This window comes from Citrobacter sp. TBCS-15, assembly GCF_005280815.1.
GTDB classification, from domain to species: domain Bacteria; phylum Pseudomonadota; class Gammaproteobacteria; order Enterobacterales; family Enterobacteriaceae; genus Citrobacter; species Citrobacter werkmanii.
Window position 1 is genome coordinate 297,405 of sequence record NZ_SZWK01000289.1, and the last position, 21,820, is coordinate 319,224.

A 21,820-nucleotide genomic window follows, 5' to 3' on the forward strand; every position below is an offset into this window, starting at 1 on the left:
AAAAAAACCGGGCATTACGCCCGGCTGATTAGGTGATTAAAGATTAATGTGCGGCTTCTGGCTTGTGCTTTTGCGCACTCTGGAAACCATAGGTCAGCTCATTTTTCTCTTTATCCAATTCAACGGTTACCTGACCACCATCCACAAGCGAACCGAACAGCAGTTCGTTGGCCAATGGTTTTTTCAGGTTGTCCTGAACAACACGCGTCATCGGACGTGCGCCCATTGCGCGGTCATAGCCTTTCTCAGCCAGCCAGTTACGTGCTTCCTGGCTTACTTCCAGCGAGACGCCTTTCTGATCCAGCTGTACCTGCAACTCGACAATAAACTTATCAACAACCTGATGAATCACCTCAGTAGAGAGGTGATCGAACCAGATAATGTTGTCGAGACGGTTACGGAATTCCGGCGTAAACACTTTTTTGATTTCGCCCATCGCATCAGTGCTGTTGTCCTGATGAATAAGCCCAATCGATTTACGTTCGGTCTCACGTACCCCGGCGTTGGTGGTCATGACCAGCACCACATTACGGAAGTCTGCTTTACGGCCATTATTGTCGGTCAGCGTACCGTTATCCATTACCTGCAGCAGCAGGTTAAAGACATCCGGGTGCGCTTTTTCGATTTCATCCAACAGCAGGACCGCATGCGGGTGTTTAATGACCGCGTCGGTCAGCAAACCGCCCTGGTCATAACCGACATATCCCGGAGGCGCCCCAATCAGACGACTGACAGTGTGACGTTCCATATACTCAGACATATCAAAACGCAGCAGCTCAATGCCGAGCGCTTTGGACAGCTGCACCGTGACTTCGGTCTTACCAACGCCAGTCGGTCCGGCAAACAGGAATGAACCGACAGGTTTATGCTCATGTCCGAGACCGGCACGGCTCATTTTGATCGCTTCAGTCAGCGCCTCAATGGCTTTATCCTGTCCGAATACCAGCATTTTCAGACGGTTACCCAGATTTTTCAGCGTATCACGATCGCTCTGCGACACGCTCTTCTCCGGGATACGCGCGATGCGGGCCACCACGGACTCAATATCGGCTACGTTAACGGTTTTCTTGCGTTTGCTGACCGGTAACAGACGCGCACGCGCGCCCGCTTCATCGATCACGTCAATGGCTTTATCCGGCAGATGACGATCGTTGATGTATTTCACCGCCAGTTCGACCGCGGCACGTACCGCTTTAGCGGTGTAGCGAACGTCATGGTGCGCTTCGTATTTCGGTTTCAGACCGTTGATGATCTGCACGGTCTCTTCTACCGACGGCTCAGTGATATCAATTTTCTGGAAACGGCGCGCTAACGCCCGGTCCTTCTCAAAAATATTGCTGAATTCCTGATAGGTTGTGGAACCTATTACACGGATTTTACCGCTGGAGAGCAGAGGCTTGATTAAGTTAGCCGCATCCACCTGGCCGCCCGAAGCCGCACCCGCACCGATAATGGTGTGGATCTCATCAATAAACAGGATGCTGTTGGTATCCTGTTCCAGCTGTTTCAACAGCGCCTTAAAGCGTTTTTCAAAATCGCCGCGGTATTTGGTGCCCGCCAGCAGCGACCCGATATCCAGAGAGTAAAGGGTGCAGTCCGCCATGACTTCCGGCACGTCGCCCTGGACAATGCGCCAGGCAAGACCTTCGGCAATCGCGGTTTTACCGACGCCAGATTCCCCCACCAACAGCGGGTTGTTTTTTCTGCGACGGCACAGTACCTGAATGGCGCGCTCCAGCTCTTTGTCCCGGCCAATGAGCGGATCAATCCCGCCCACACGGGCAAGCTGGTTAAGGTTAGTCGTGAAGTTCTCCATACGGTCCTCCCCGCCAGCTTGCTCTTCGTTATTTGGCTGATTCCCGGAGTCAGAAGACTGACTTGGTTCGTCTTTGCGCGTGCCATGAGAAATAAAATTCACCACGTCCAGACGACTCACTTCATGCTTACGCAGCAGATAGGCCGCCTGAGATTCCTGCTCGCTAAAGATAGCTACCAGAACATTTGCGCCGGTAACTTCATTGCGCCCGGAGGACTGAACATGGAAGACCGCACGTTGCAGTACACGCTGAAAACTCAACGTTGGCTGCGTGTCGCGCTCTTCTTCACTGGCAGGCAATACGGGTGTGGTTTGTTCAATGAAGGCTTCGAGTTCCTGACGGAGCGCCACCAGATCCACAGAACACGCTTCCAGCGCTTCGCGGGCCGATGGGTTACTGAGCAACGCCAGTAACAAGTGCTCGACGGTCATAAACTCATGTCGGTGCTCGCGCGCTCTGGCGAAAGCCATGTTTAAACTGAGTTCCAGTTCTTGATTGAGCATAGGCACCTCCCCCAATATTTATGCCTGCATTCAGGCTTTTTCCAGCGTACACAGCAACGGATGCTCGTTCTCCCTCGCATATTTGTTCACCATCGATACTTTGGTTTCAGCCACTTCGGCAGTGAACACGCCGCAAATAGCTTTACCTTGATAGTGAACTGCAAGCATCAGTTGCGTTGCACGTTCTACATCATAAGAAAAGAATTTTTGTAACACGTCAATAACAAACTCCATCGGAGTGTAATCATCATTGATTAATATCACTTTATACATAGATGGCGGTTTTAGCGCGTCGCGCAATTTGTCTTCCGCCAGCAGATCGAAATCCAGCCAGTCGTTCGTCTTACTCATTGTCAGTCGTCATCTTCAGTTACGGTTTCCGGCAGAAAATGTTGCCGCTGACAAGCAGCCTATGCACACACTCAATCTACCTCAAGTATTAGATAACTATCATCTATTAGTGTCATCCGCGACATCTGTCACAGAACCGACAATAGCGTTAACTGCTTCAAATTTTGATGCATTTTTACCCTATTCCATCCGTCTGACGCTTGACGCCCCGCCTGATTTCTCTAAATTGTAGTTTCGAGAGTTGGCGAGGTTTTGAACAGCCCCCACTCCGCAACCGGTTCATTCCATCTTACTTATATAAGATCTACGAAGGATGTCGAAGTATGGAAACGGGTACTGTTAAGTGGTTCAACAACGCCAAAGGGTTTGGTTTCATCTGCCCCGAAGGCGGCGGCGAAGACATTTTCGCCCATTACTCCACCATTCAGATGGATGGTTACAGAACGCTAAAAGCCGGACAGTCTGTCCAGTTTGATGTCCACCAGGGGCCAAAAGGCAACCATGCCAGTGTCATCGTGCCTGTCATTGAAGCAGAAGCCGTCGCATAACCCTTCTGTCTCATTGTGTACATCCCGCAGTCAAAATGCCAGCCCTTACGGCTGGCATTTTTATCTCTGCAGTATTATTCCCGCGCCAGCGCATCTACCGGATCAAGCCGGGCCGCATTACGCGCCGGTAACCAGCCAAACAAAATTCCGGTAGCAGTTGAGCACAGGAATGCCGTGAGCAGCGCAACGGGTGAGAAGCCAATTTCCCAGCCGGGCAGGAATAACTGTAGCGTAAAAGCGATCAGCATCGACAACGTGATGCCCAACGCGCCGCCAACCAGACATACCAGCACCGCTTCAATGAGGAACTGTTGCAGCACATCACTGGCGCGCGCGCCAACCGCCATACGAATGCCAATCTCGCGCGTTCGTTCGGTTACCGAAACCAGCATAATATTCATCACGCCGATTCCACCTACCACCAGCGAAATGACCGCCACCAGCGTCAGGAAGAGTTGTAATGTACGTGTGGTCTTTTCGGCGGTTTTCAAGACGCCGTCCATATTCCAGGTAAAGAAATCTTTCTTCCCATGGCGTAACGACAACAGGCGGGTAAGCTGCTGTTCAGCCTGAGCGCTATCAAAACCGTCCTTCACCCGCACGGTGATTGAGTTCAGCCACGATTGCCCCATAATTCGCCCGGACATGGTGCTGTAAGGCAGCCAGACCCGCAGGATCTTACTACTGCCGAACATCGACTGTTTCTCCTCTGCAACGCCAATCACCGTAGCAGGCATATTTCCCACCAAAATGACTTCGCCCACCACCTTCGCTTTATTGGGGAACAACTGACGTCGGGTATTACTGTCGAGCACCACCACCTGCGCCCGCCCGGCCAGCTGCTCAGCGTTAAAGGTGGTCCCTTCGCTAAACGTCATGCCATAGACATTGAAATAGTCGCCGCTAACGCCGTTCGCACTGGCAGCCACGTCAATATTACCGTAGCGTAGCCGCAGGTTCTTCGACACCGCAGGCGTCACCGAACTTACCCAGGGCTGTTTCTGCAGCGCGGTTAAATCGTCATATTTCAGCGCCTGTTGATACTGCGGATCGTCATCGCCGAAATCTTTGCCGGGATAGATATCAATGGTATTGGTACCGATAGCGCGAATGTCTGCCAGCACCAGCTGTTTTGCCGCATCCCCCACCACCACAATCGAAACCACCGAAGCAATACCGATGATGATCCCTAGCATGGTCAGCAGCGTACGCATCTTATTCGCAGCCATTGCCAGCCAGGCCATGGTGAGCGCTTCGCGAAAACCACTGATAAACTGACTCCAGCCCGACACTGTTTTCACTGTCGGCACGGAGATTTCGCGTCCGCCAGGAGATTTGTGCGGCGGCGGGTTGCGTACAATCTCTCCGTCGCGAATTTCAATTACGCGCTCGGCCTGCGCGGCCACCTGCGGGTCGTGCGTAACGATAATCACCGTATGTCCGCGATCGCGAAGCTGATGCAAAATCGCCATCACCTCTTCGCCAGAATGGCTATCCAACGCCCCGGTGGGTTCGTCGGCAAGAATCACCTGCCCACCGTTCATCAACGCACGCGCAATGCTGACCCGCTGCTGCTGGCCACCGGAAAGCTGGGATGGCTGATAATCAATCCTGTCGCCCAGCCCCAGCCGCTGGAGTAATTCCTGCGCACGAGCCAGACGTTGCTTACGTTCTGTCCCGGCATAGACCGCTGGCACCTCAACGTTTTGCGCGGCGGTCAAATGCGACAGCAAATGATAACGCTGGAAGATAAAACCAAAATGCTCGCGTCGCAGTTGCGCTAACGCATCGCTATTGAGGGTGGAGACATCGCGCCCGGCCACCCGATACGTGCCGCTGGTAGGCTTATCGAGACAGCCGAGAATGTTCATCAGCGTCGATTTACCCGAACCAGACGCGCCGACAATCGCCACCATTTCACCGGCCTGAATGCTCAAGGAAACGTCCTTTAACACCTCGACTTGTCCTTCGCCTGACGGGTAACTACGGCGGATATTGCTTAGCTCAAGCAATGCCGTCATTTCGCTGCTCCAGGATTGCCCTCGCCAGTAATGACTTCATCTCCCTCTTCCAGCCCTTTCACAATCTCCACATCGGTGTCATTGCGCGCGCCGATCACCACCTCACGCTCGCGGGTTTCACCGTTACGCAGCAGCCTGACGTTATAGCGATTATTGCCAATAGGATCGCCCAGCGCCGATAGCGGGATGGTCAGGACATTTTTGACATCCGTGAGCTGAATATGGACCTGTGCGGTCATATCCAGACGCAGGATCCCTTTCGGGTTAGGCACTTCAAAGCGGGCATAGTAGAAAATCGCGTCATTCACTTTTTCCGGCGTCGGCAGGACATCTTTCAGCGTACCTTCGTAGCGCGTCTGCGGATCGCCGAGGACAGTGAACCAGGCTTTTTGTCCGGGATGCAGGTGAATAACATCCGCCTCGGAAACCTGCGCTTTCACCAGCATGGTACTCATGTCTGCTAACGTCAGAATGTTAGGTGCCTGCTGGGCGGCAATAACGGTTTGTCCTTGCAGAGTGGTTATTTGCGTAACCTCACCCGCCATTGGCGCTACAATGCGGGTGTAATCAAGGTTGGTCCTGGCTGTATCAAGAGAGGCTTGATTACGCTTAATCTGTGCATCAATGGTGCCAATTTGCGCCTGTTTGACCGCCATCTCGGTAGCCGCGGTATCGAGATCCTGTTGTGAAACCGCCTGGGTTTTCGCCAACTGCTGCTGACGGGAAAGCGTCACTCGCGCCAGCTTCCACTCGGCTTCAGCTTGTAAACGCTGGGCGCGTAATTCCATCAGCGTCGCTTCAACCTCTTTGATCTGGTTTTGCGCCTGTTCAGGATCGATAACGCCAAGCAGTTGATCTTTTTTTACTTTATCGCCAATCGCGACCGACAGCGTTTTTAACTGCCCACTGACCTGCGCCCCGACGTCAACTTTACGCAGCGCATCCAGTTTTCCGGTAGCCAGTACACTCTGCTGGAGATCGCCGGGACGAACAATTAACGTTTGATACTGAGGTAAAGGCGCATTAAGCGTACGCCATAGCGCAATTATCGCCACAATAAGGATGATGGCGAAGATAAAATAGCGTTTTTTGATTTTTCCCTTGAGCTTCATAAATGTCCCAATTTCCCCCAATACGTCCATCAGAGTGGAGTGTTAAACATCAACGTTAAATAAATAGCCGTTGAAAAGCGCAAGAATAACAGAGTTATTGATGAATGGTTAAGATCCACTGTGCTGAAATTAATGCCAGGGTATCAATCGGATTTATATTATGAGTCAACTAACTGAAAGCGTTTTTCTTTCTGCCAAACCCATCACCAGCCTTGGTCTTTTTTACAGCCTGAGCCGCGGTCAGTTACGACCTGCACAGTGTTGGGATAAACGGAGCTTTCGGCGTAAGTTTATCTGGCGTTCATTACTGATACCTCGCCTTACCCGGGAATGGATGACTGAACTGGCGCAGTGGCCGGAGCTTGAAAACGTGCTCGCCCGTCAACCCCGGCTACCCGTTCGTCTGCATCGTCCTTACCTTGCCGCCAACTTCGATCGTAGAATGCGATTAGATGCGGTGCGTTTTCATTACCATGTTATCCGCAATGCATTCTTACCTGGTGAATTTAACGCCTTATTAAGTAATGACGGCTTACAGTTGGCGCAAATTGAAGGCAAAGATAACGAGAAATTTACCGTGACCATGATGATGTTTCCGGTACTCGATAAAGAGGGTGAAAGTACTATTCTGGTGCGAAATGGCGAGGGTGACGAACTGACTAAAATGACATTTACCTTCTGCGAATATAATGGGAAAAGTACATTATTTATCGGCGGCATGCAGGGCAATTCACAACTTCCGCACGAAGCAACACAAAAAGCGACCAAATCCTGCCACGGAATATTCCCCAAACGCATTGTTATGGAAGCCATTTGTCGTCTGGCAGAACAATTGAATATCGAAAAGGTAATGGCTGTCAGTAATGAACAGCATATCTTTCGCAGTCCGCGTTACCACGATCAAAACAAAGTGATTCTTTCCGACTACAACGCATTTTGGGCGTCGCTTGGCGGCGAGTGCGACAACCGCGGGTACTATCATATTCCGCGTGCGCTGGCTCGAAAAAGCGAAGCGGAGATTGCCAGTAAAAAACGCGCAGAATACCGCCGTCGCTATCAGCTACTGGACAGCATCCACGCGCAGCTGTCGTCAATGTTTCGCCACTAATCCGCTCTGCCGCGTGCCAGCCACAGTACGCGGGAAAACATTTTACGCAGCAAAGTAGGGACGGCGTCTACGCCACGCCGCCCTGCTTCCATCGCCACCTCGATCGCCAGATCCGGTTTTGACGACCGATGAATCGCCTTGGAGATAATTTTGCGCATATTCATTGGTACATTTTCCGGGATCTGCGCAACACGATGAAAGACATCGGCGAACCCCTGGCGATACATAAAGTGTTCCATATCCAGCGCGGGGAGCATGGTTAAATGATCGCGCTCCTCCTCTCGGTCGTTATTCAATAAACCGCGCACCGTGGCGGCATACTTTTTCCCGGCTTCATCGCCATCGACCAGCACGTGCCATTCAATTCCCATCCGGCGGGCAAACTTAACCAGTGGTTTAAGACCTGACTGAGCAAATTCAATGACTTTAATGCCTTCCGCATCAAAATGGTGTCCGCACTGGCGGGCCAGCTCGTTAATGACCCAGGTTTCCGTTTCGCCTTCCACCAGCAGCCAGCAGCGGGCAAACAGCGAAGATGCACGATTGAAACGAATATGGAAAGCGATACGCCGACCGTCCTCCGCGCTGATCCCACCCGGTCCCAGCCGCCAGGCGGCTACCCGGGATGATTCACGTACCAGACGGACAACATGTTCCACCGGCGTGAGAGACAGCAACTCACCGGAGTTGGTGGTCGCCACCCGCTGGAGAGGAAGTAGATTCAGCAAGTGCCAGGCAACCGACAACATGATGGGATGTAAACGCGTTTCCGGGTCTTCTATCAGCAATAAAGGCCGGGCATCTTTATCCAGCCTTAACGTGCCTTTGGCCTGCAACAGCGTCGAGAACAGTCCTAACAGAATAACGCGATGCGTTCGTCCGCCGGGCTTATCAATCATGCGGTTAATGATATCCAGATAGCGCCAGCTACGTTGTTCGTTATTGGAGCGGCGACGCATCAGGCGATAGCGGGACTGACCAGAACCCTGCTCAGAAAAATAGTGCTCCAATAGCTGCACCATAGCCGACAGCCCCTGACGAATCTGCCCATCGGTTAGGTTTTGTGGTCGGGTAGCCAGTTCACGCGCCAGAAAATCCAGCTGGCGGGCGGTCACTTCAACATCTGCCGAATCCGGTACCGTACCGTTACGAATGCGTCGCATAAAACGTGCATCACGCAGACGCAACACAGGCATCAGACGCACGAGATGCCGCGCCAGGTCGTTAATGTCGTCGAGATCTAACGGATGACCATCGCCATCAAGAAAACTTCGTAGCGTCAGGACAGTCCCGTCATCCGCACACTCGCCCTCCAGACGATAGAATATACGGTGATAACTATCGTTACACGGCGTCCAGCAGGCTTCCAGAGGACGGTACCGACGAACCCGATGACGACCTGGTTGAGATTCTCGAAACGTCAGGATAATGTGCAAATGATGTTCCCGGCCCTGTATATCCCCCGGCGGGAACCAAAAATCCTCACGATCAAAATGGTACAAATCAGATTCCGGCGACAGCAGCAAGGTTAGAGCATCCAGCAGACTGGACTTACCCCACGCGTTCTCCCCAATCAGCACGTTACTCTGCTCAAGCATCAACGACAGGCGGTTAATACCACGAAATCCAACAATCTCAACGCGTTCGAGAATCATATAGCCTCCGGAAATGCTAACTTTTTCCTTCAAGTTATCAGGAGTATAACGTTAACCGGGCGCTCAGAGCACCCGATATCATCAGGAGGTTAATCGCAGAAACCCAAAAAATTAAGAATATTCTTCTTATGTTTCCCTGTGATTATAATTTCTAAGCTCAATCATCATTTTTAGCTAATTGAACTATGCTTCATTCATCGAATATTCAAAAAGGAATCACGACATATTGCCTTAAATCAAATTTTTTCATCAATTTAACTGGCGAAGGGATGATGTTTTTTTCTAAAATACCCGCTCTTTCATCATCGTCCCTTTAAGCGATGAATTACCGGGCAAGGAACACAAACCCGGAACTTTTAATTGAGGTGGTTATGTTCAGGAAATTAGCAGCCGAATTCTTCGGTACGTTTTGGCTCGTCTTTGGTGGGTGCGGTAGCGCAGTACTGGCCGCAGCATTCCCGGAATTGGGAATTGGATTTGCCGGTGTCGCATTGGCATTTGGTCTGACCGTATTAACTATGGCCTATGCCGTAGGCCATATTTCAGGTGGCCATTTTAACCCGGCAGTGACCTTCGGTTTATGGGCTGGCGGTCGCTTCCCGGCGAAAGACGTTATTGGATATGTTATTGCTCAGGTTGTGGGCGGTATTGTTGCAGCAGCGGCCCTGTATCTTATTGCCAGCGGTAAAGCAGGTTTTGATGCAACCGCCAGCGGTTTTGCCTCGAACGGCTTTGGTGATCATTCACCAGGCGGTTATTCCATGCTTTCTGCTGTTGTAATTGAAATTATTCTTACCGCTGGCTTCTTATTAGTGATCCACGGCGCGACCGACAAACATGCTCCGGCAGGTTTTGCACCTATTGCGATTGGTCTGGCGTTAACATTAATCCACTTGATCAGCATTCCAGTCACTAATACCTCCGTAAACCCGGCACGTAGTACTGCAGTTGCCATCTTCCAGGGCGGCTGGGCATTGCAACAATTGTGGTTCTTCTGGGTTATGCCGATTATCGGTGGGGTTCTCGGCGGTCTTATTTACCGCACTCTGCTGGAAAAACGTGATTAATCGATAACAAAAAGGCCTGGCGAAAGTCAGGTCTTTTTTTTCCTCTCTATATTTCCTTTTATTTGCAACTTTACTCCCCTCTTTGCATTGAGTAGTGTGTGCTGGCGCATTTCGTCTTACATCTCAGCAAGGATCGGGCTTTCATGTTTTCAGGGCTGTTAATCATTCTGGTTCCCCTTATTGTGGGCTACCTTATTCCACTTCGGCATATGGGCGCATTAAAACTCATCAATCGTCTGTTGAGTTGGATCGTCTACCTTATTCTCTTTTTTATGGGCATCAGCCTGGCGTTTCTGGATAATCTCGCCAGCAACCTGTTAGCCATACTTCATTATTCTGCTGTCAGCGTGACGGTCATTTTGCTGTGTAATATCGCCGCGCTATTCTGGCTGGAGCGTTCACTGCCCTGGCGGCATAACCACCAGCAAGAGAAACTCCCGTCGCGAATCGCGATGGCGTTTGAGTCGCTCCAGCTTTGCGGGGTTGTTGTGGTGGGTTTCCTGCTGGGTCTCACCGGTCTTTCCTTTTTGCAGCACGCCACCGAAGCCAGCGAATATACATTAATCTTTTTACTGTTCCTGGTGGGGATTCAACTTCGCAACAGCGGCATGACCCTCAAGCAAATCGTGTTGAATCGCCGGGGCATGATTGTGGCCGTCGTCGTCGTCGCCAGTTCGATGCTGGCGGGGGTTATCAATGCGTTGATCCTCGGCCTGCCGGTAAAAACCGCGCTGGCGATGGCGTCAGGTTTTGGCTGGTATTCGCTGTCCGGTATTCTGTTAACCGAGTCGTTCGGGCCGGTGATTGGGAGTGCCGCCTTTTTTAATGACCTGGCGCGTGAACTGATTGCCATTATGTTGATTCCCGGCATGGTGGGCCGCAGTCGCTCTACCGCGTTGGGGCTATGCGGGGCCACATCGATGGATTTCACCCTGCCAGTTTTACAACGCAGCGGCGGACTGGAAATGGTTCCGGCAGCCATCGTGCACGGTTTTATCCTGAGTCTGTTAGTCCCTCTGCTGATGGCATTTTTCTCCGCCTGACCCTCACTCAAATACCTCTCTGGCGGTAGTCAGCTACCGCCAAAATTGCGCTAAATCAATCTCCTTGCAAGTTGTAGCAGAAATCCCTTTTATCCCTGCGCGCACAGGCATAACCTTAAACATGTATATTAAATATAACTTTAAAAGGTGTGACCATGTTTTGTGTGCAATGTGAACAAACCATCCGTACTCCGGCAGGGAACGGCTGCTCTTACGCGCAGGGTATGTGCGGTAAAACGGCTGAAACCTCCGATTTGCAGGATCTGCTGATTGCTTCCCTACAAGGTCTGTCTGCATGGGCTGTTAAAGCGCGTGAATACGGCATCATCGACCATGAAATTGATAACTTTGCCCCGCGCGCGTTCTTCTCTACCCTGACCAACGTTAACTTCGACTCCCCGCGTATCGTCGGCTATGCCCGCGAAGCGATTGCCCTGCGTGAAGCGCTGAAAGCACAATGTCTGAACATTGATGCGAACGCAGCGGTCGACAACCCGATGGCGGACCTGCAACTGGTCAGCGACGATCTGGGCGATCTGCAACGTCAGGCAGCGGAATTTACCCCGAACAAAGACAAAGCGACGATTGGCGAGAACATTCTCGGCCTGCGCCTGCTGTGCCTGTACGGTCTGAAAGGTGCGGCGGCCTATATGGAACACGCGCACGTTCTCGGCCAGTACGACAACGACATCTATGCTCAGTACCACAAAATCATGGCGTGGCTGGGAACCTGGCCTTCCGACATGAACGCTCTGCTGGAGTGTTCTATGGAAATCGGCCAGATGAACTTCAAAGTAATGAGCATCCTGGACGCCGGTGAAACCACCAAATACGGTCACCCGACGCCGACTCAGGTCAATGTTAAAGCAACCGTTGGTAAATGCATCCTGATCTCCGGTCACGACCTGAAAGATCTTTACAACCTGCTGGAGCAGACTGAAGGTACCGGCGTTAACGTCTATACCCACGGTGAAATGCTGCCAGCACACGGCTACCCGGAACTGCGTAAGTTCAAACACCTGATCGGTAACTACGGCAGCGGCTGGCAGAACCAGCAGGTTGAGTTCGCTCGCTTCCCAGGCCCAATCGTGATGACCTCTAACTGCATCATCGACCCGACAGTGGGTGCTTACGACGACCGTATCTGGACCCGTAGCATCGTCGGCTGGCCGGGCGTGAGCCACCTCGAAGGCGACAACTTCGGTCCGGTTATTGCTCAGGCGCAGCAGATGGCTGGCTTCCCGTACAGCGAAATCCCGCACCTGATCACCGTAGGTTTCGGTCGCCAGACGCTGCTGGGCGCTGCTGATACCTTAATCGACCTGGTCAGCCGTGAAAAATTGCGTCACATCTTCCTGGTCGGCGGCTGCGACGGCGCGCGCGGCGAACGTAACTACTTCACCGACTTCGCCACCAGCGTACCGGACGATTGCCTGATCCTGACCCTGGCGTGCGGTAAATACCGTTTCAACAAACTGGAGTTCGGCGATATCGAGGGTCTGCCGCGTCTGGTCGATGCCGGTCAGTGTAACGATGCTTACTCTGCCATCATCCTGGCGGTCACTCTGGCAGAGAAGCTGGGCTGCGGCGTAAACGATCTGCCGCTGTCTCTGGTGCTCTCCTGGTTTGAACAGAAAGCGATTGTGATTCTGCTGACCCTGCTGTCGCTGGGCGTGAAAAACATCGTCACTGGCCCGACTGCGCCTGGCTTCTTTACGCCGGATCTGCTGGCTGTGCTCAACGAAAAATTCGGCCTGCGTTCCGTAACCACCGTTGAAGAAGACATGAAGCAGCTGCTGAGCGCGTAAGGAGTAAAGAATGACAATGCCAACTCATCAGTGCCCATGGCGGATGCAGGTGCATCACATCCATCAGGAAACGCCGGATGTATGGACAATTTCGTTGCTGTGCCACGACTATTATCCGTACCGCGCCGGGCAGTATGCACTGGTCAGCGTACGTAATTCAGCGGAGACCCTGCGTGCTTACACCATTTCATCTACACCGGGAGTAAGCGAGTACATCACGCTGACTGTTCGCCGGATTGACGATGGTGCAGGCTCACAGTGGCTGACCCGCGACGTGAAGCGCGGCGACTATATCTGGCTGTCCGATGCCATGGGTGAATTTACCTGTGAAGATAAGGCGGAAGATAAGTTCCTGATGCTGGCTGCCGGTTGCGGCGTTACGCCAATCATGTCAATGCGTCGCTGGTTGGCAAAGTACCGCCCACAGGCCGATGTGCAGGTGATCTTTAACGTTCGTTCACCGCAAGATGTTATTTTTGCCGACGAATGGCGCGAATATCCGGTGACCTTAGTCGCTGAAAACAATGCCACCCACGGTTTTGTTTCTGGCCGACTGACGACCGATCTGCTGAAAAGCGTGCCGGATCTGGTCTCTCGTACCGTGATGACCTGCGGCCCGGCGCCGTATATGGATCTGGTCGAAAAAGAAGTCAAAGCGCTGGGCGTGACGCGCTTCTTTAAAGAGCAGTTCTTCACGCCGGTTGCCGAGGCCGCCACCAGCGGTCTGAAGTTCACCAAGCTGCAACCGGCAAAAGAGTTTTACGCGCCGGTGGGCAGTACGCTGCTGGAAGCGCTGGAAAGCAATAAAGTGCCGGTCGTTGCCGCATGTCGTGCGGGCGTTTGCGGCTGCTGCAAAACCAAAGTGGTTGACGGTAACTACACGGTCAGCAGCACCATGACGCTGACGGATGCAGAAATAGCCGAAGGCTATGTACTGGCCTGCTCCTGTCATCCGCAGGGTGATTTAGTACTCGCTTAACCTATAAAATACCCCTTCGTAGCTGCTCCAGGCCGGATAATGCGTTTACGCCATATCCGGCCTTTTTTTACCGCCAGGCCGAATTCCTTGCCACCGAGAAACGCCCCGCCCCTAAAAACGCGACAGCCAGCGCACCGATAAAAAAGTACACCAGACTCTCAATCGCCCATGCGCCAGTTTTATCCAGTGACCAGGTTTCGCCCATCCCGACCATCAGCCATGCCACCACCATCGTAAAGGCCAGCCCCAACGCCGCCGGACGGGTCAGGATCCCAAGGATAATCAGGCAAGGCGCAACGACTTCCCCCAACAGAACGCCGTAAGCAATAAAGCCCGGAAAACCTTTCGCTACCAGCATGCCGCTGATGCCATCAATACCGGAGAACAATTTATGTAAGCCATGAAACAGCATCAATCCACCAACGGCGATGCGTAACAGAAACTTGCCAAAGTCTTCATGAGTCAGCGTTCGGTTAACTGCATTTAATAGTTTAGTAACCATTTGAATTCATTCCTTGTTTCACCATGCCAGATATCAAACTACGCGTTATCTGCTCGAAATGTAAGCTGCCGAAAATAAGGGGGAAATGAGAAGCATAACTATCATCTTCATCTAAACTTGTAACCGGTATCACATTAAAGGAGATGGAAAACCATGAAACAAACGGTTGCCGCTTTTATTGCTAAAACCCTCGAACAAGCTGGCGTTAAACGCATTTGGGGCGTAACGGGTGATTCATTAAATGGCCTCAGTGACAGTCTCAACCGCATGGGAACGATTGACTGGATGCCGACCCGTCATGAAGAAGTTGCCGCCTTCGCCGCTGGCGCAGAAGCGCAACTAACCGGCGAACTGGCCGTCTGTGCCGGTTCATGTGGACCGGGCAACCTACACCTGATCAATGGTCTGTTTGATTGCCACCGCAACCATGTTCCGGTCCTGGCGATTGCCGCACATATCCCTTCCAGTGAGATCGGCAGCGGTTATTTTCAGGAGACCCACCCGCAAGAGTTGTTCCGCGAATGTAGCCACTATTGCGAGCTGGTTTCCAGCCCTGAACAGATCCCGCAGGTACTCGCCATTGCCATGCGTAAAGCCGTATTAAATCGTGGCGTCTCGGTGGTGGTATTACCCGGCGACGTCGCGCTGAAGCCCGCGCCGGAAAGCGCCAGCACGCACTGGTATCATGCGCCACTCCCGGTCGTCACCCCGGAAGAAGAAGAACTCAGAAAACTGGCGCAACTACTGCGTTATTCCAGCAATATCGCCCTGATGTGCGGCAGCGGCTGTGCCGGTGCGCATCAAGAACTGGTAGAGTTTGCGGCAAAAATCAAAGCGCCGATTGTCCACGCCCTGCGGGGTAAAGAGCACGTCGAATACGACAACCCGTACGACGTCGGTATGACCGGGCTGATTGGCTTTTCATCCGGATTCCACACCATGATGAATGCCGACACGCTGATCCTGCTCGGCACCCAGTTTCCCTATCGCCCGTTCTACCCTACCGACGCCAAAATTATTCAGATTGATATCAATCCGGCGAGCATCGGCGCGCACAGTAAAGTTGATATGGCGCTGGTGGGCGATATTAAATCCACTCTCCGCGCCCTGTTGCCGTTGGTGGAGGAAAAAACCGAGCGGAAGTTTTTAGACAAAGCGCTGGAGCACTATCGTGAGGCGCGCAAGGGTCTGGATGATTTAGCCAAACCGAGCGATAAAGCCATTCATCCGCAGTATCTGGCGCAGCAGATCAGCCATTTTGCCGCTGACGACGCTATCTTTACCTGCGATGTTGGTACCCCAACGGTTTGGGCTGCACGCTATCTGAAAATGAACGGCAAACGTCGCCTTCTCGGGTCGTTTAATCACGGGTCGATGGCGAACGCTATGCCACAGGCACTCGGCGCACAAGCGACCGAACCGGGACGCCAGGTCATCGCCATGTGCGGTGACGGTGGTTTTAGCATGCTGATGGGCGATTTTCTGTCGGTTGTCCAGATGAAGCTGCCAGTAAAGATTATCGTCTTCAACAACAGCGTACTGGGATTTGTGGCGATGGAGATGAAGGCTGGCGGTTATCTGACCGACGGTACGGAGCTGCACGACACCAACTTCGCGCGGATTGCCGAAGCCTGCGGCATTACGGGCATTCGTGTGGAGAAATCCTCAGAGGTCGATGAGGCACTGCAAAGGGCGATGTCGATTGACGGTCCGGTACTGGTTGATGTGGTGGTGGCGAAAGAAGAGTTAGCCATCCCGCCGCAGATCAAACTCGAACAAGCGAAAGGTTTTAGCTTGTATATGTTGCGCGCAATCATCAGTGGACGCGGTGATGAAGTGATGGAACTGGCGAAAACTAACTGGCTCAGGTAAAACAGAGGGCATTACCTCACTAAAAAAGGAATGCCCGTGATTGATTTACGCAGTGATACCGTAACCCGGCCAAGTCGCGCCATGCTGGAAGAGATGATGGCGGCCCCGGTCGGGGACGACGTATACGGAGATGACCCTACCGTTAACGCTCTCCAGCAATACGCTGCTGAGCTTTCTGGCAAAGAAGCTGCTATTTTCTTACCTACCGGCACTCAGGCTAACCTGGTTGCGCTGCTCAGCCACTGCCAGCGCGGTGAAGAGTATATCGCAGGCCAGGGCGCACATAACTATCTCTACGAAGCGGGTGGCGCTGCGGTGCTCGGCAGCATCCAGCCGCAGCCTATCGATGCCGCGCCGGATGGCACCTTACCGCTGGACAAAGTGGCGGCAAAAATCAAAGCGGATGATATCCATTTTGCCCGCACACGTCTGCTTAGTCTGGAAAACACCCACAACGGCAAAGTGCTGCCACGCGAGTATCTGAAAGATGCCTGGGAATTCACTCGTGAGCGCAATCTGGCTCTGCACGTTGATGGCGCGCGTATTTTTAACGCCGTCGTTGCTTACGGCTGTGAGCTGAAAGAGATCACGCAATACTGCGACTCGTTCACCATTTGTCTCTCCAAAGGTCTGGGGACGCCGGTAGGCTCACTGCTGGTCGGTAGTCACGACTACATCAAACGTGCTATCCGCTGGCGTAAAATGACCGGCGGCGGAATGCGTCAGGCCGGGATTCTGGCTGCGGCCGGACTGTATGCGTTGAAAAATAACGTGGCGCGTTTACAGGAAGACCATGACAATGCGGCCTGGATGGCGGAACAGCTGCGCGAAGCAGGCGCAGACGTCATGCGTCACGATACCAACATGCTGTTTGTCCGCGTTGGCGAAGAGCACGCTGCTGCGCTGGGCGAGTATATGAAGGCGCAAGGCGTACTGATTAACGCCTCCCCAATTGTACGCCTGGTGATGCATCTGGACGTATCGCGTGAACAACTTGCCGAAGTCGCCGCCCACTGGCGCGCTTTTTTAACTCGCTAAGGAGATGGGCGTGCCGCAACGGATTTTGGTTCTTGGCGCCAGTGGCTACATTGGTCAGCATCTGGTACAGGCGCTCAGCCAGCAAGGGCACCAGGTGCTGGCTGCGGCACGCCGTATTGAACGTCTGGAAAAACTGCAACTGGCTAACGTCAGTTGCCACAAAGTCGACTTAACCTGGCCTGATAACCTGACGCCGCTGCTGACGGATGTTGATACGGTTTATTACCTGGTCCATGGCATGGGTGAAGGCGGTGATTTTATCGCTCATGAGCGCCAGGTCGCGATGAACGTGCGTGATGCGCTACGTAGCATCCCCGTCAAACAGCTTATTTTCCTGAGCTCATTACAGGCTCCGCGACATGAACAATCCGATCATCTGCGTGCGCGGCAGATAACCGCAGACATCCTGCGCGAAGCAGGCGTGCCGATGACCGAATTACGGGCAGGCATTATCGTCGGGGCGGGTTCCGCCGCTTTTGAAGTGATGCGCGATATGGTCTACAACCTACCGGTACTTACGCCTCCGCGCTGGGTACGTTCGCGTACCACGCCCATCGCGCTGGAAAATTTGATGTACTATCTGGTGGCGCTGTTGGACCATCCCACAAGCCATCACCGCGTACTCGAAGCCGCAGGGCCGCAGATATTAAGCTATCAGGAACAGTTCGAGCATTTCATGGCCGTCAGCGGCAAACACCGCTTGTTGATCCCTATCCCGTTTCCGACCAGTTGGATTTCGGTGTGGTTTTTGAATGTTATTACATCGGTACCGCCCACTACAGCAAAGGCGCTGATACAAGGCTTAAAGCATGACCTGCTGGCCGATGACGCTGAGCTACGCGCGCTGATCCCGCAAAAGCTGATCGCCTTTGATGACGCAGTGCGCAGCACGCTGAAAGAAGAAGAGAAGCTGGTTAACTCCAGCGACTGGGGGTATGACGCTCAGGCATTCGCCCGTTGGCGTCCCGAATATGGCTATTTTGCCAAACAGGCTGGCTTTAGCGTCGACACCTCCGCCAGTCTGAAAGCGCTGTGGCAAGTGGTGAACCGACTCGGCGGGAAAGAAGGCTATTTCTTTGGCAATTTTTTGTGGAAGACGCGCGCCGCGCTGGACCTGCTGGTCGGCCATAAGCTGGCAAAAGGCCGCCCGGAAAACCCGTTGTTGCAGGTTGGCGATGCCGTGGATAGCTGGAAAGTGATCATCGTTGAGTCAGAAAAACAGCTCACACTTCTGTTTGGCATGAAAGCGCCGGGATTAGGCCGTTTAAGCTTTACACTGGAAGATAAAGGCGATCATCGGCGCATCGATGTACGCGCCTGGTGGCATCCGCACGGCATGCCCGGTCTCTTCTACTGGTTGTTGATGATCCCGGCTCATCTGTTCATTTTCAGAGGGATGGCAAAGCGTATCGCCAAACTTGCAGAACAAATCACAGACTAATGACAAAAAGAGACTGTATTCTTTCACGTTTCCCATTGCATACAGGCGTATTTCACGGAAGAATGCGCACGATGTTTTTTAAACACAGTGGATTGATATGAAGGTACTGGTTACCGGAGCCACCAGCGGCTTGGGCCGAAATGCGGTTGAGTTTCTATGCAGCAAAGGCGTCAGCGTCAGAGCCACCGGTCGCAACGAAGCGATGGGCAAGCTGCTGGAGAAAATGGGCGCAGAATTTGTGCATGCGGATTTGACCGAACTGGTCTCTTCGCAGGCAAAAGTCATGCTCGCAGGTATCGACACGCTGTGGCACTGCTCCAGTTTTACCTCACCATGGGGAACGCAGGAAGCCTTCGATCTGGCCAACGTTCGTGCTACCCGCCGTCTGGGCGAATGGGCCGTTGCCTGGGGCGTACGTAACTTTATCCATATCTCCTCTCCGTCGCTCTATTTTGACTATCACCACCATCGGGATATCAAAGAAGACTTCCGACCACATCGCTTCGCCAATGAATTCGCCCGCAGTAAAGCGGCTGGTGAAGATGTGATTGCGCTGCTCGCACAGGCTAACCCGCAGACCCGCTTCACAGTATTGCGCCCGCAAAGTCTGTTCGGACCTCACGATAAAGTTTTTATCCCCCGTCTGGCCCACATGATGTACCACTACGGCAGCATCCTGTTGCCGCACGGTGGAAGTGCGCTGGTGGATATGACCTATTATGAGAACGCGGTACACGCGATGTGGCTGGTAAGCCAGGAAGCCTGCGATAAGCTGCCGTCAGGCCGCGCATACAACATTACTAACGGCGAGCATCGAACGCTGCGCAGTATCGTGCAGAAGCTGATCGACGAGTTGAATATTGATTGCCGAATCCGCTCGGTGCCCTACCCGATGCTGGACATGATTGCCCGCAGCATGGAGCGTCTGGGCAATAAATCGGCGAAAGAGCCAAAGCTTACGCACTACGGCGTATCGAAGCTGAATTTTGACTTTACTCTGGATACCAGCCGCGCACAGGAAGAGTTAGGTTATCAGCCCATCGTCACGCTGGATGAAGGGATTGAGCGTACCGCGGCCTGGCTGCGCGACCACGGTAAGCTACCACGTTAACCCTGCCCGTATTTCTCCAGCAAGGCCTCCGCAATCGCCTGCGTTTCTGCATCCGCCACGCCGTTCCACAACGTCGGGCGGAAGTGCATCTGGAATGCCATAATCACTCGCTGCTGTTCACGCGGCGTCATTTCGGGTTTCACCTCATAACCATAGCGCGACAGCAGATCGAGTAACGATGCAGTGTCTACCGGTGTAGACGGCGCTCTCCCGTTGAGATAAAACGCCACGCGCTGAGCATCAGGCCATGCGCCGATTCCCTGTGCAGCCAGCTGTTTCCATGGAAACAATGGGCCAGGATCGTCCTTACGCTGCGGTGCGACGTCCGCATGAGCCACCACGTTTTGCGGCTTGATGTCGTAGCGAGCAATAATGTCCTTCGCCAGTGGGATCAACGCCTGAATCTGCGCTGGCTCAAAGGGGGAAAAATATTTCGTTCCCGCCGCTTTTTGCCAGCCGCGGTTTTCCAGCTCAATGCCAATCGAGGTATCGTTAATCCGCGTCGCGCCGCGCCAGAAGCTAATCCCGGCATGCCAGGCCAAATCTTTTTCCGGCACCAGTTGCCAGATACGTGGCTTGCCATGGTAGAGCGGCGGCACAGCCGGGATCAGATAGTGCGAACTGACGTTTTTATCGGTCAGCGTAGCCAGAGAAGCGTCAAAATCATCGGCCGTGTAATGGATAACCAGCACTTTAATGCGCGGGTAAGCGGCCTGCGCCTGACGGCGGGTATCCAACTGATATCCGTCTTTATCGACAATCCCTTTTTCGCCAGCACAGCCCGCCAGCAGCAGCGTCAATGCCAGCAGCCACAACAGACGCTTCATCGGCGAGTTTTCACCGCAGTACCGCTGACGCTCACCATCAACATGCTGCCATCTTTACCCACGGTTTCGTAATCAATGTCGATACCGACGACCGCATCAGCACCCAGCGCTTTCGCCTGTTCACCCAGCTCCTGAAAAGCAATTTCGCGCGCTTTGCGCAACTCTTTTTCATATGCGCCGGAGCGGCCGCCGACAATATCGCGAATGCCAGCGAAGAAATCACGGAAGATATTCGCGCCTAAAATGGCTTCACCCGTCACCACACCGCAGTATTCCACGATGCTCTGCCCTTCAAGCGTAGGGGTAGTTGAAAACTGCATGGTTAATCTCCTTTTTGCGCTAAGAGCACGATCTCAAAAGCATTATCGAACCGATCCACTATCATTGAAAGGATATATTCTATCAACGTAGAACACTAATAGTAGAAAGCTAATAAGGAAATCATTATGCGCTACTCGAAACTCTCACTGCTGGTTCCATGTGCACTACTTCTCAGCGCCTGTACAACCGTGACCCCGGTTTATAAAGATAACGGCTCTCGTAGCGGTGCATGCGTAGAAGGCGGGCCAGACAGCGTGGCTCAACAATTCTATGATTACCGTATTCAGCATCGAAACAATGACATTACCGCCCTTCGTCCATACCTCAGCGACAATCTGGCTAAACTGCTGACCGATGCCAGCCGTGATAACGCGCATCGCGATCTGTTTAACAGCGATCCGTTCTCTAGCCGCTCTACGTTACCAGATAGCGCCAGCGTCGCCAGCGCATCGACTATTCCGAATAGTGATGCACGCAACATTCCGCTGCGCGTAGAGCTGAAACAGGGTGACCAAAGCTGGCGTGACGAAGTGCTGATGATCCGCGAAGGCCAGTGCTGGGTAGTAGACGACGTCCGCTATCTGGGCGGCAGCGTACACGCGCCAGCCGGGACGCTGCGCCAGTCTGTGGAAAACCGCTAGTCGCCCCCATTCACCCGCCTGTTTCATAAACCCCATAAATTGTCTGGCATTCTGC

General features: G+C 53.0%; 19 protein-coding genes. 11 read left to right on the forward strand and 8 right to left on the reverse strand.

Annotated features, from left to right (window positions below; genetic code table 11):
• Nucleotides 1–43 precede the first annotated feature (43 nt).
• Both clpA and clpS read right to left on the reverse strand, forming a co-directional pair.
• Nucleotides 44–2,320, reverse strand: a complete 2,277-nt coding sequence (gene clpA / locus FDW96_RS17190) for an ATP-dependent Clp protease ATP-binding subunit ClpA (protein WP_042307424.1) — start codon at nt 2,318–2,320, stop codon at nt 44–46.
• Between the two features lie 30 nt (nt 2,321–2,350).
• Nucleotides 2,351–2,671, reverse strand: coding sequence for an ATP-dependent Clp protease adapter ClpS (gene clpS / locus FDW96_RS17195; protein WP_042307420.1), 321 nt, complete (start codon nt 2,669–2,671; stop codon nt 2,351–2,353).
• A gap of 323 nt (nt 2,672–2,994) precedes the next feature.
• Between clpS and cspD the strand changes: the two genes are divergently transcribed.
• Nucleotides 2,995–3,219: a cold shock-like protein CspD gene (gene cspD, locus FDW96_RS17200; RefSeq protein WP_003036813.1), complete on the forward strand. Its 225-nt coding sequence runs from the start codon at nt 2,995–2,997 to the stop codon at nt 3,217–3,219.
• Nucleotides 3,220–3,293: 74 nt separating this feature from the next.
• Here cspD and macB read toward each other — a convergent pair whose 3' ends face one another.
• Both macB and macA read right to left on the reverse strand, forming a co-directional pair.
• Nucleotides 3,294–5,240 carry a macrolide ABC transporter ATP-binding protein/permease MacB gene (gene macB / locus FDW96_RS17205; protein WP_137366022.1) on the reverse strand — a complete coding sequence of 649 codons (1,947 nt, stop codon included), beginning with the start codon at nt 5,238–5,240 and terminating at the stop codon, nt 3,294–3,296.
• Nucleotides 5,237–6,352: a macrolide transporter subunit MacA gene (gene macA / locus FDW96_RS17210; RefSeq protein ID WP_042307415.1), complete on the reverse strand. Its 1,116-nt coding sequence runs from the start codon at nt 6,350–6,352 to the stop codon at nt 5,237–5,239. The genes macB and macA overlap by 4 nt, the downstream gene beginning before the upstream one ends.
• A gap of 160 nt (nt 6,353–6,512) precedes the next feature.
• Between macA and FDW96_RS17215 the strand changes: the two genes are divergently transcribed.
• A complete protein-coding gene (locus FDW96_RS17215; RefSeq protein ID WP_137366023.1) occupies nt 6,513–7,460 on the forward strand; it encodes a VirK/YbjX family protein in 948 nt (315 codons plus the stop codon).
• Here FDW96_RS17215 and FDW96_RS17220 read toward each other — a convergent pair.
• On the reverse strand, nt 7,457–9,115 hold the full coding sequence (locus FDW96_RS17220) for an ATP-dependent endonuclease (RefSeq protein WP_042307412.1): 1,659 nt from the start codon (nt 9,113–9,115) through the stop codon (nt 7,457–7,459). The genes FDW96_RS17215 and FDW96_RS17220 overlap by 4 nt on opposite strands.
• 371 nt (nt 9,116–9,486) lie before the next feature.
• On the opposite strand from FDW96_RS17220, the gene aqpZ reads away from it, so the two are divergent.
• The 4 genes from aqpZ to hcr all read left to right on the forward strand — a co-directional run bounded on the left by aqpZ (nt 9,487) and on the right by hcr (nt 14,012).
• Nucleotides 9,487–10,182, forward strand: coding sequence for an aquaporin Z (gene aqpZ / locus FDW96_RS17225; protein WP_042307410.1), 696 nt, complete (start codon nt 9,487–9,489; stop codon nt 10,180–10,182).
• 143 nt (nt 10,183–10,325) lie between these two features.
• Nucleotides 10,326–11,225 carry a lysine exporter LysO family protein gene (locus tag FDW96_RS17230; RefSeq protein ID WP_042307409.1) on the forward strand — a complete coding sequence of 300 codons (900 nt, stop codon included), beginning with the start codon at nt 10,326–10,328 and terminating at the stop codon, nt 11,223–11,225.
• A 155-nt stretch (nt 11,226–11,380) separates the two neighbouring features.
• A complete protein-coding gene (hcp, locus tag FDW96_RS17235) occupies nt 11,381–13,033 on the forward strand; it encodes a hydroxylamine reductase (RefSeq protein WP_042307407.1) in 1,653 nt (550 codons plus the stop codon).
• Nucleotides 13,034–13,043: 10 nt separating this feature from the next.
• Nucleotides 13,044–14,012: an NADH oxidoreductase gene (gene hcr, locus FDW96_RS17240; RefSeq protein WP_042307404.1), complete on the forward strand. Its 969-nt coding sequence runs from the start codon at nt 13,044–13,046 to the stop codon at nt 14,010–14,012.
• Nucleotides 14,013–14,079: 67 nt separating this feature from the next.
• On the opposite strand, the gene FDW96_RS17245 is transcribed toward hcr, so the two are convergent.
• Nucleotides 14,080–14,514: a DoxX family protein gene (locus FDW96_RS17245; RefSeq protein WP_042307402.1), complete on the reverse strand. Its 435-nt coding sequence runs from the start codon at nt 14,512–14,514 to the stop codon at nt 14,080–14,082.
• Between the two features lie 153 nt (nt 14,515–14,667).
• Between FDW96_RS17245 and poxB the strand changes: the two genes are divergently transcribed.
• The 4 genes from poxB to FDW96_RS17265 all read left to right on the forward strand — a co-directional run bounded on the left by poxB (nt 14,668) and on the right by FDW96_RS17265 (nt 19,976).
• Nucleotides 14,668–16,386 (forward strand): ubiquinone-dependent pyruvate dehydrogenase, encoded by a 1,719-nt coding sequence (poxB, locus tag FDW96_RS17250; RefSeq protein ID WP_042307401.1) that lies wholly within the window; start codon nt 14,668–14,670, stop codon nt 16,384–16,386.
• A gap of 36 nt (nt 16,387–16,422) precedes the next feature.
• Complete coding sequence (gene ltaE, locus FDW96_RS17255) at nt 16,423–17,424, forward strand: low-specificity L-threonine aldolase (RefSeq protein WP_038641868.1); 1,002 nt, start codon at nt 16,423–16,425, stop codon at nt 17,422–17,424.
• Nucleotides 17,425–17,434: 10 nt separating this feature from the next.
• A complete protein-coding gene (locus tag FDW96_RS17260; RefSeq protein WP_137366024.1) occupies nt 17,435–18,865 on the forward strand; it encodes an SDR family oxidoreductase in 1,431 nt (476 codons plus the stop codon).
• Between the two features lie 97 nt (nt 18,866–18,962).
• Complete coding sequence (locus FDW96_RS17265) at nt 18,963–19,976, forward strand: NAD(P)-dependent oxidoreductase (protein WP_079223497.1); 1,014 nt, start codon at nt 18,963–18,965, stop codon at nt 19,974–19,976.
• Here the strand turns inward: FDW96_RS17265 and FDW96_RS17270 are convergent.
• Both FDW96_RS17270 and FDW96_RS17275 read right to left on the reverse strand, forming a co-directional pair.
• Entirely contained in the window at nt 19,973–20,803 is an 831-nt protein-coding gene (locus FDW96_RS17270) for an N-acetylmuramoyl-L-alanine amidase (RefSeq protein ID WP_061382039.1), read from the reverse strand. The genes FDW96_RS17265 and FDW96_RS17270 overlap by 4 nt on opposite strands.
• Nucleotides 20,800–21,123 carry a heavy metal-binding domain-containing protein gene (locus FDW96_RS17275; RefSeq protein ID WP_001160725.1) on the reverse strand — a complete coding sequence of 108 codons (324 nt, stop codon included), beginning with the start codon at nt 21,121–21,123 and terminating at the stop codon, nt 20,800–20,802. The genes FDW96_RS17270 and FDW96_RS17275 overlap by 4 nt, the downstream gene beginning before the upstream one ends.
• 126 nt (nt 21,124–21,249) lie before the next feature.
• Here FDW96_RS17275 and FDW96_RS17280 point away from each other — a divergent pair, with 126 nt between their 5' ends.
• Nucleotides 21,250–21,765 carry a lipoprotein gene (locus FDW96_RS17280; RefSeq protein ID WP_137366025.1) on the forward strand — a complete coding sequence of 172 codons (516 nt, stop codon included), beginning with the start codon at nt 21,250–21,252 and terminating at the stop codon, nt 21,763–21,765.
• Nucleotides 21,766–21,820: the final 55 nt, after the last annotated feature.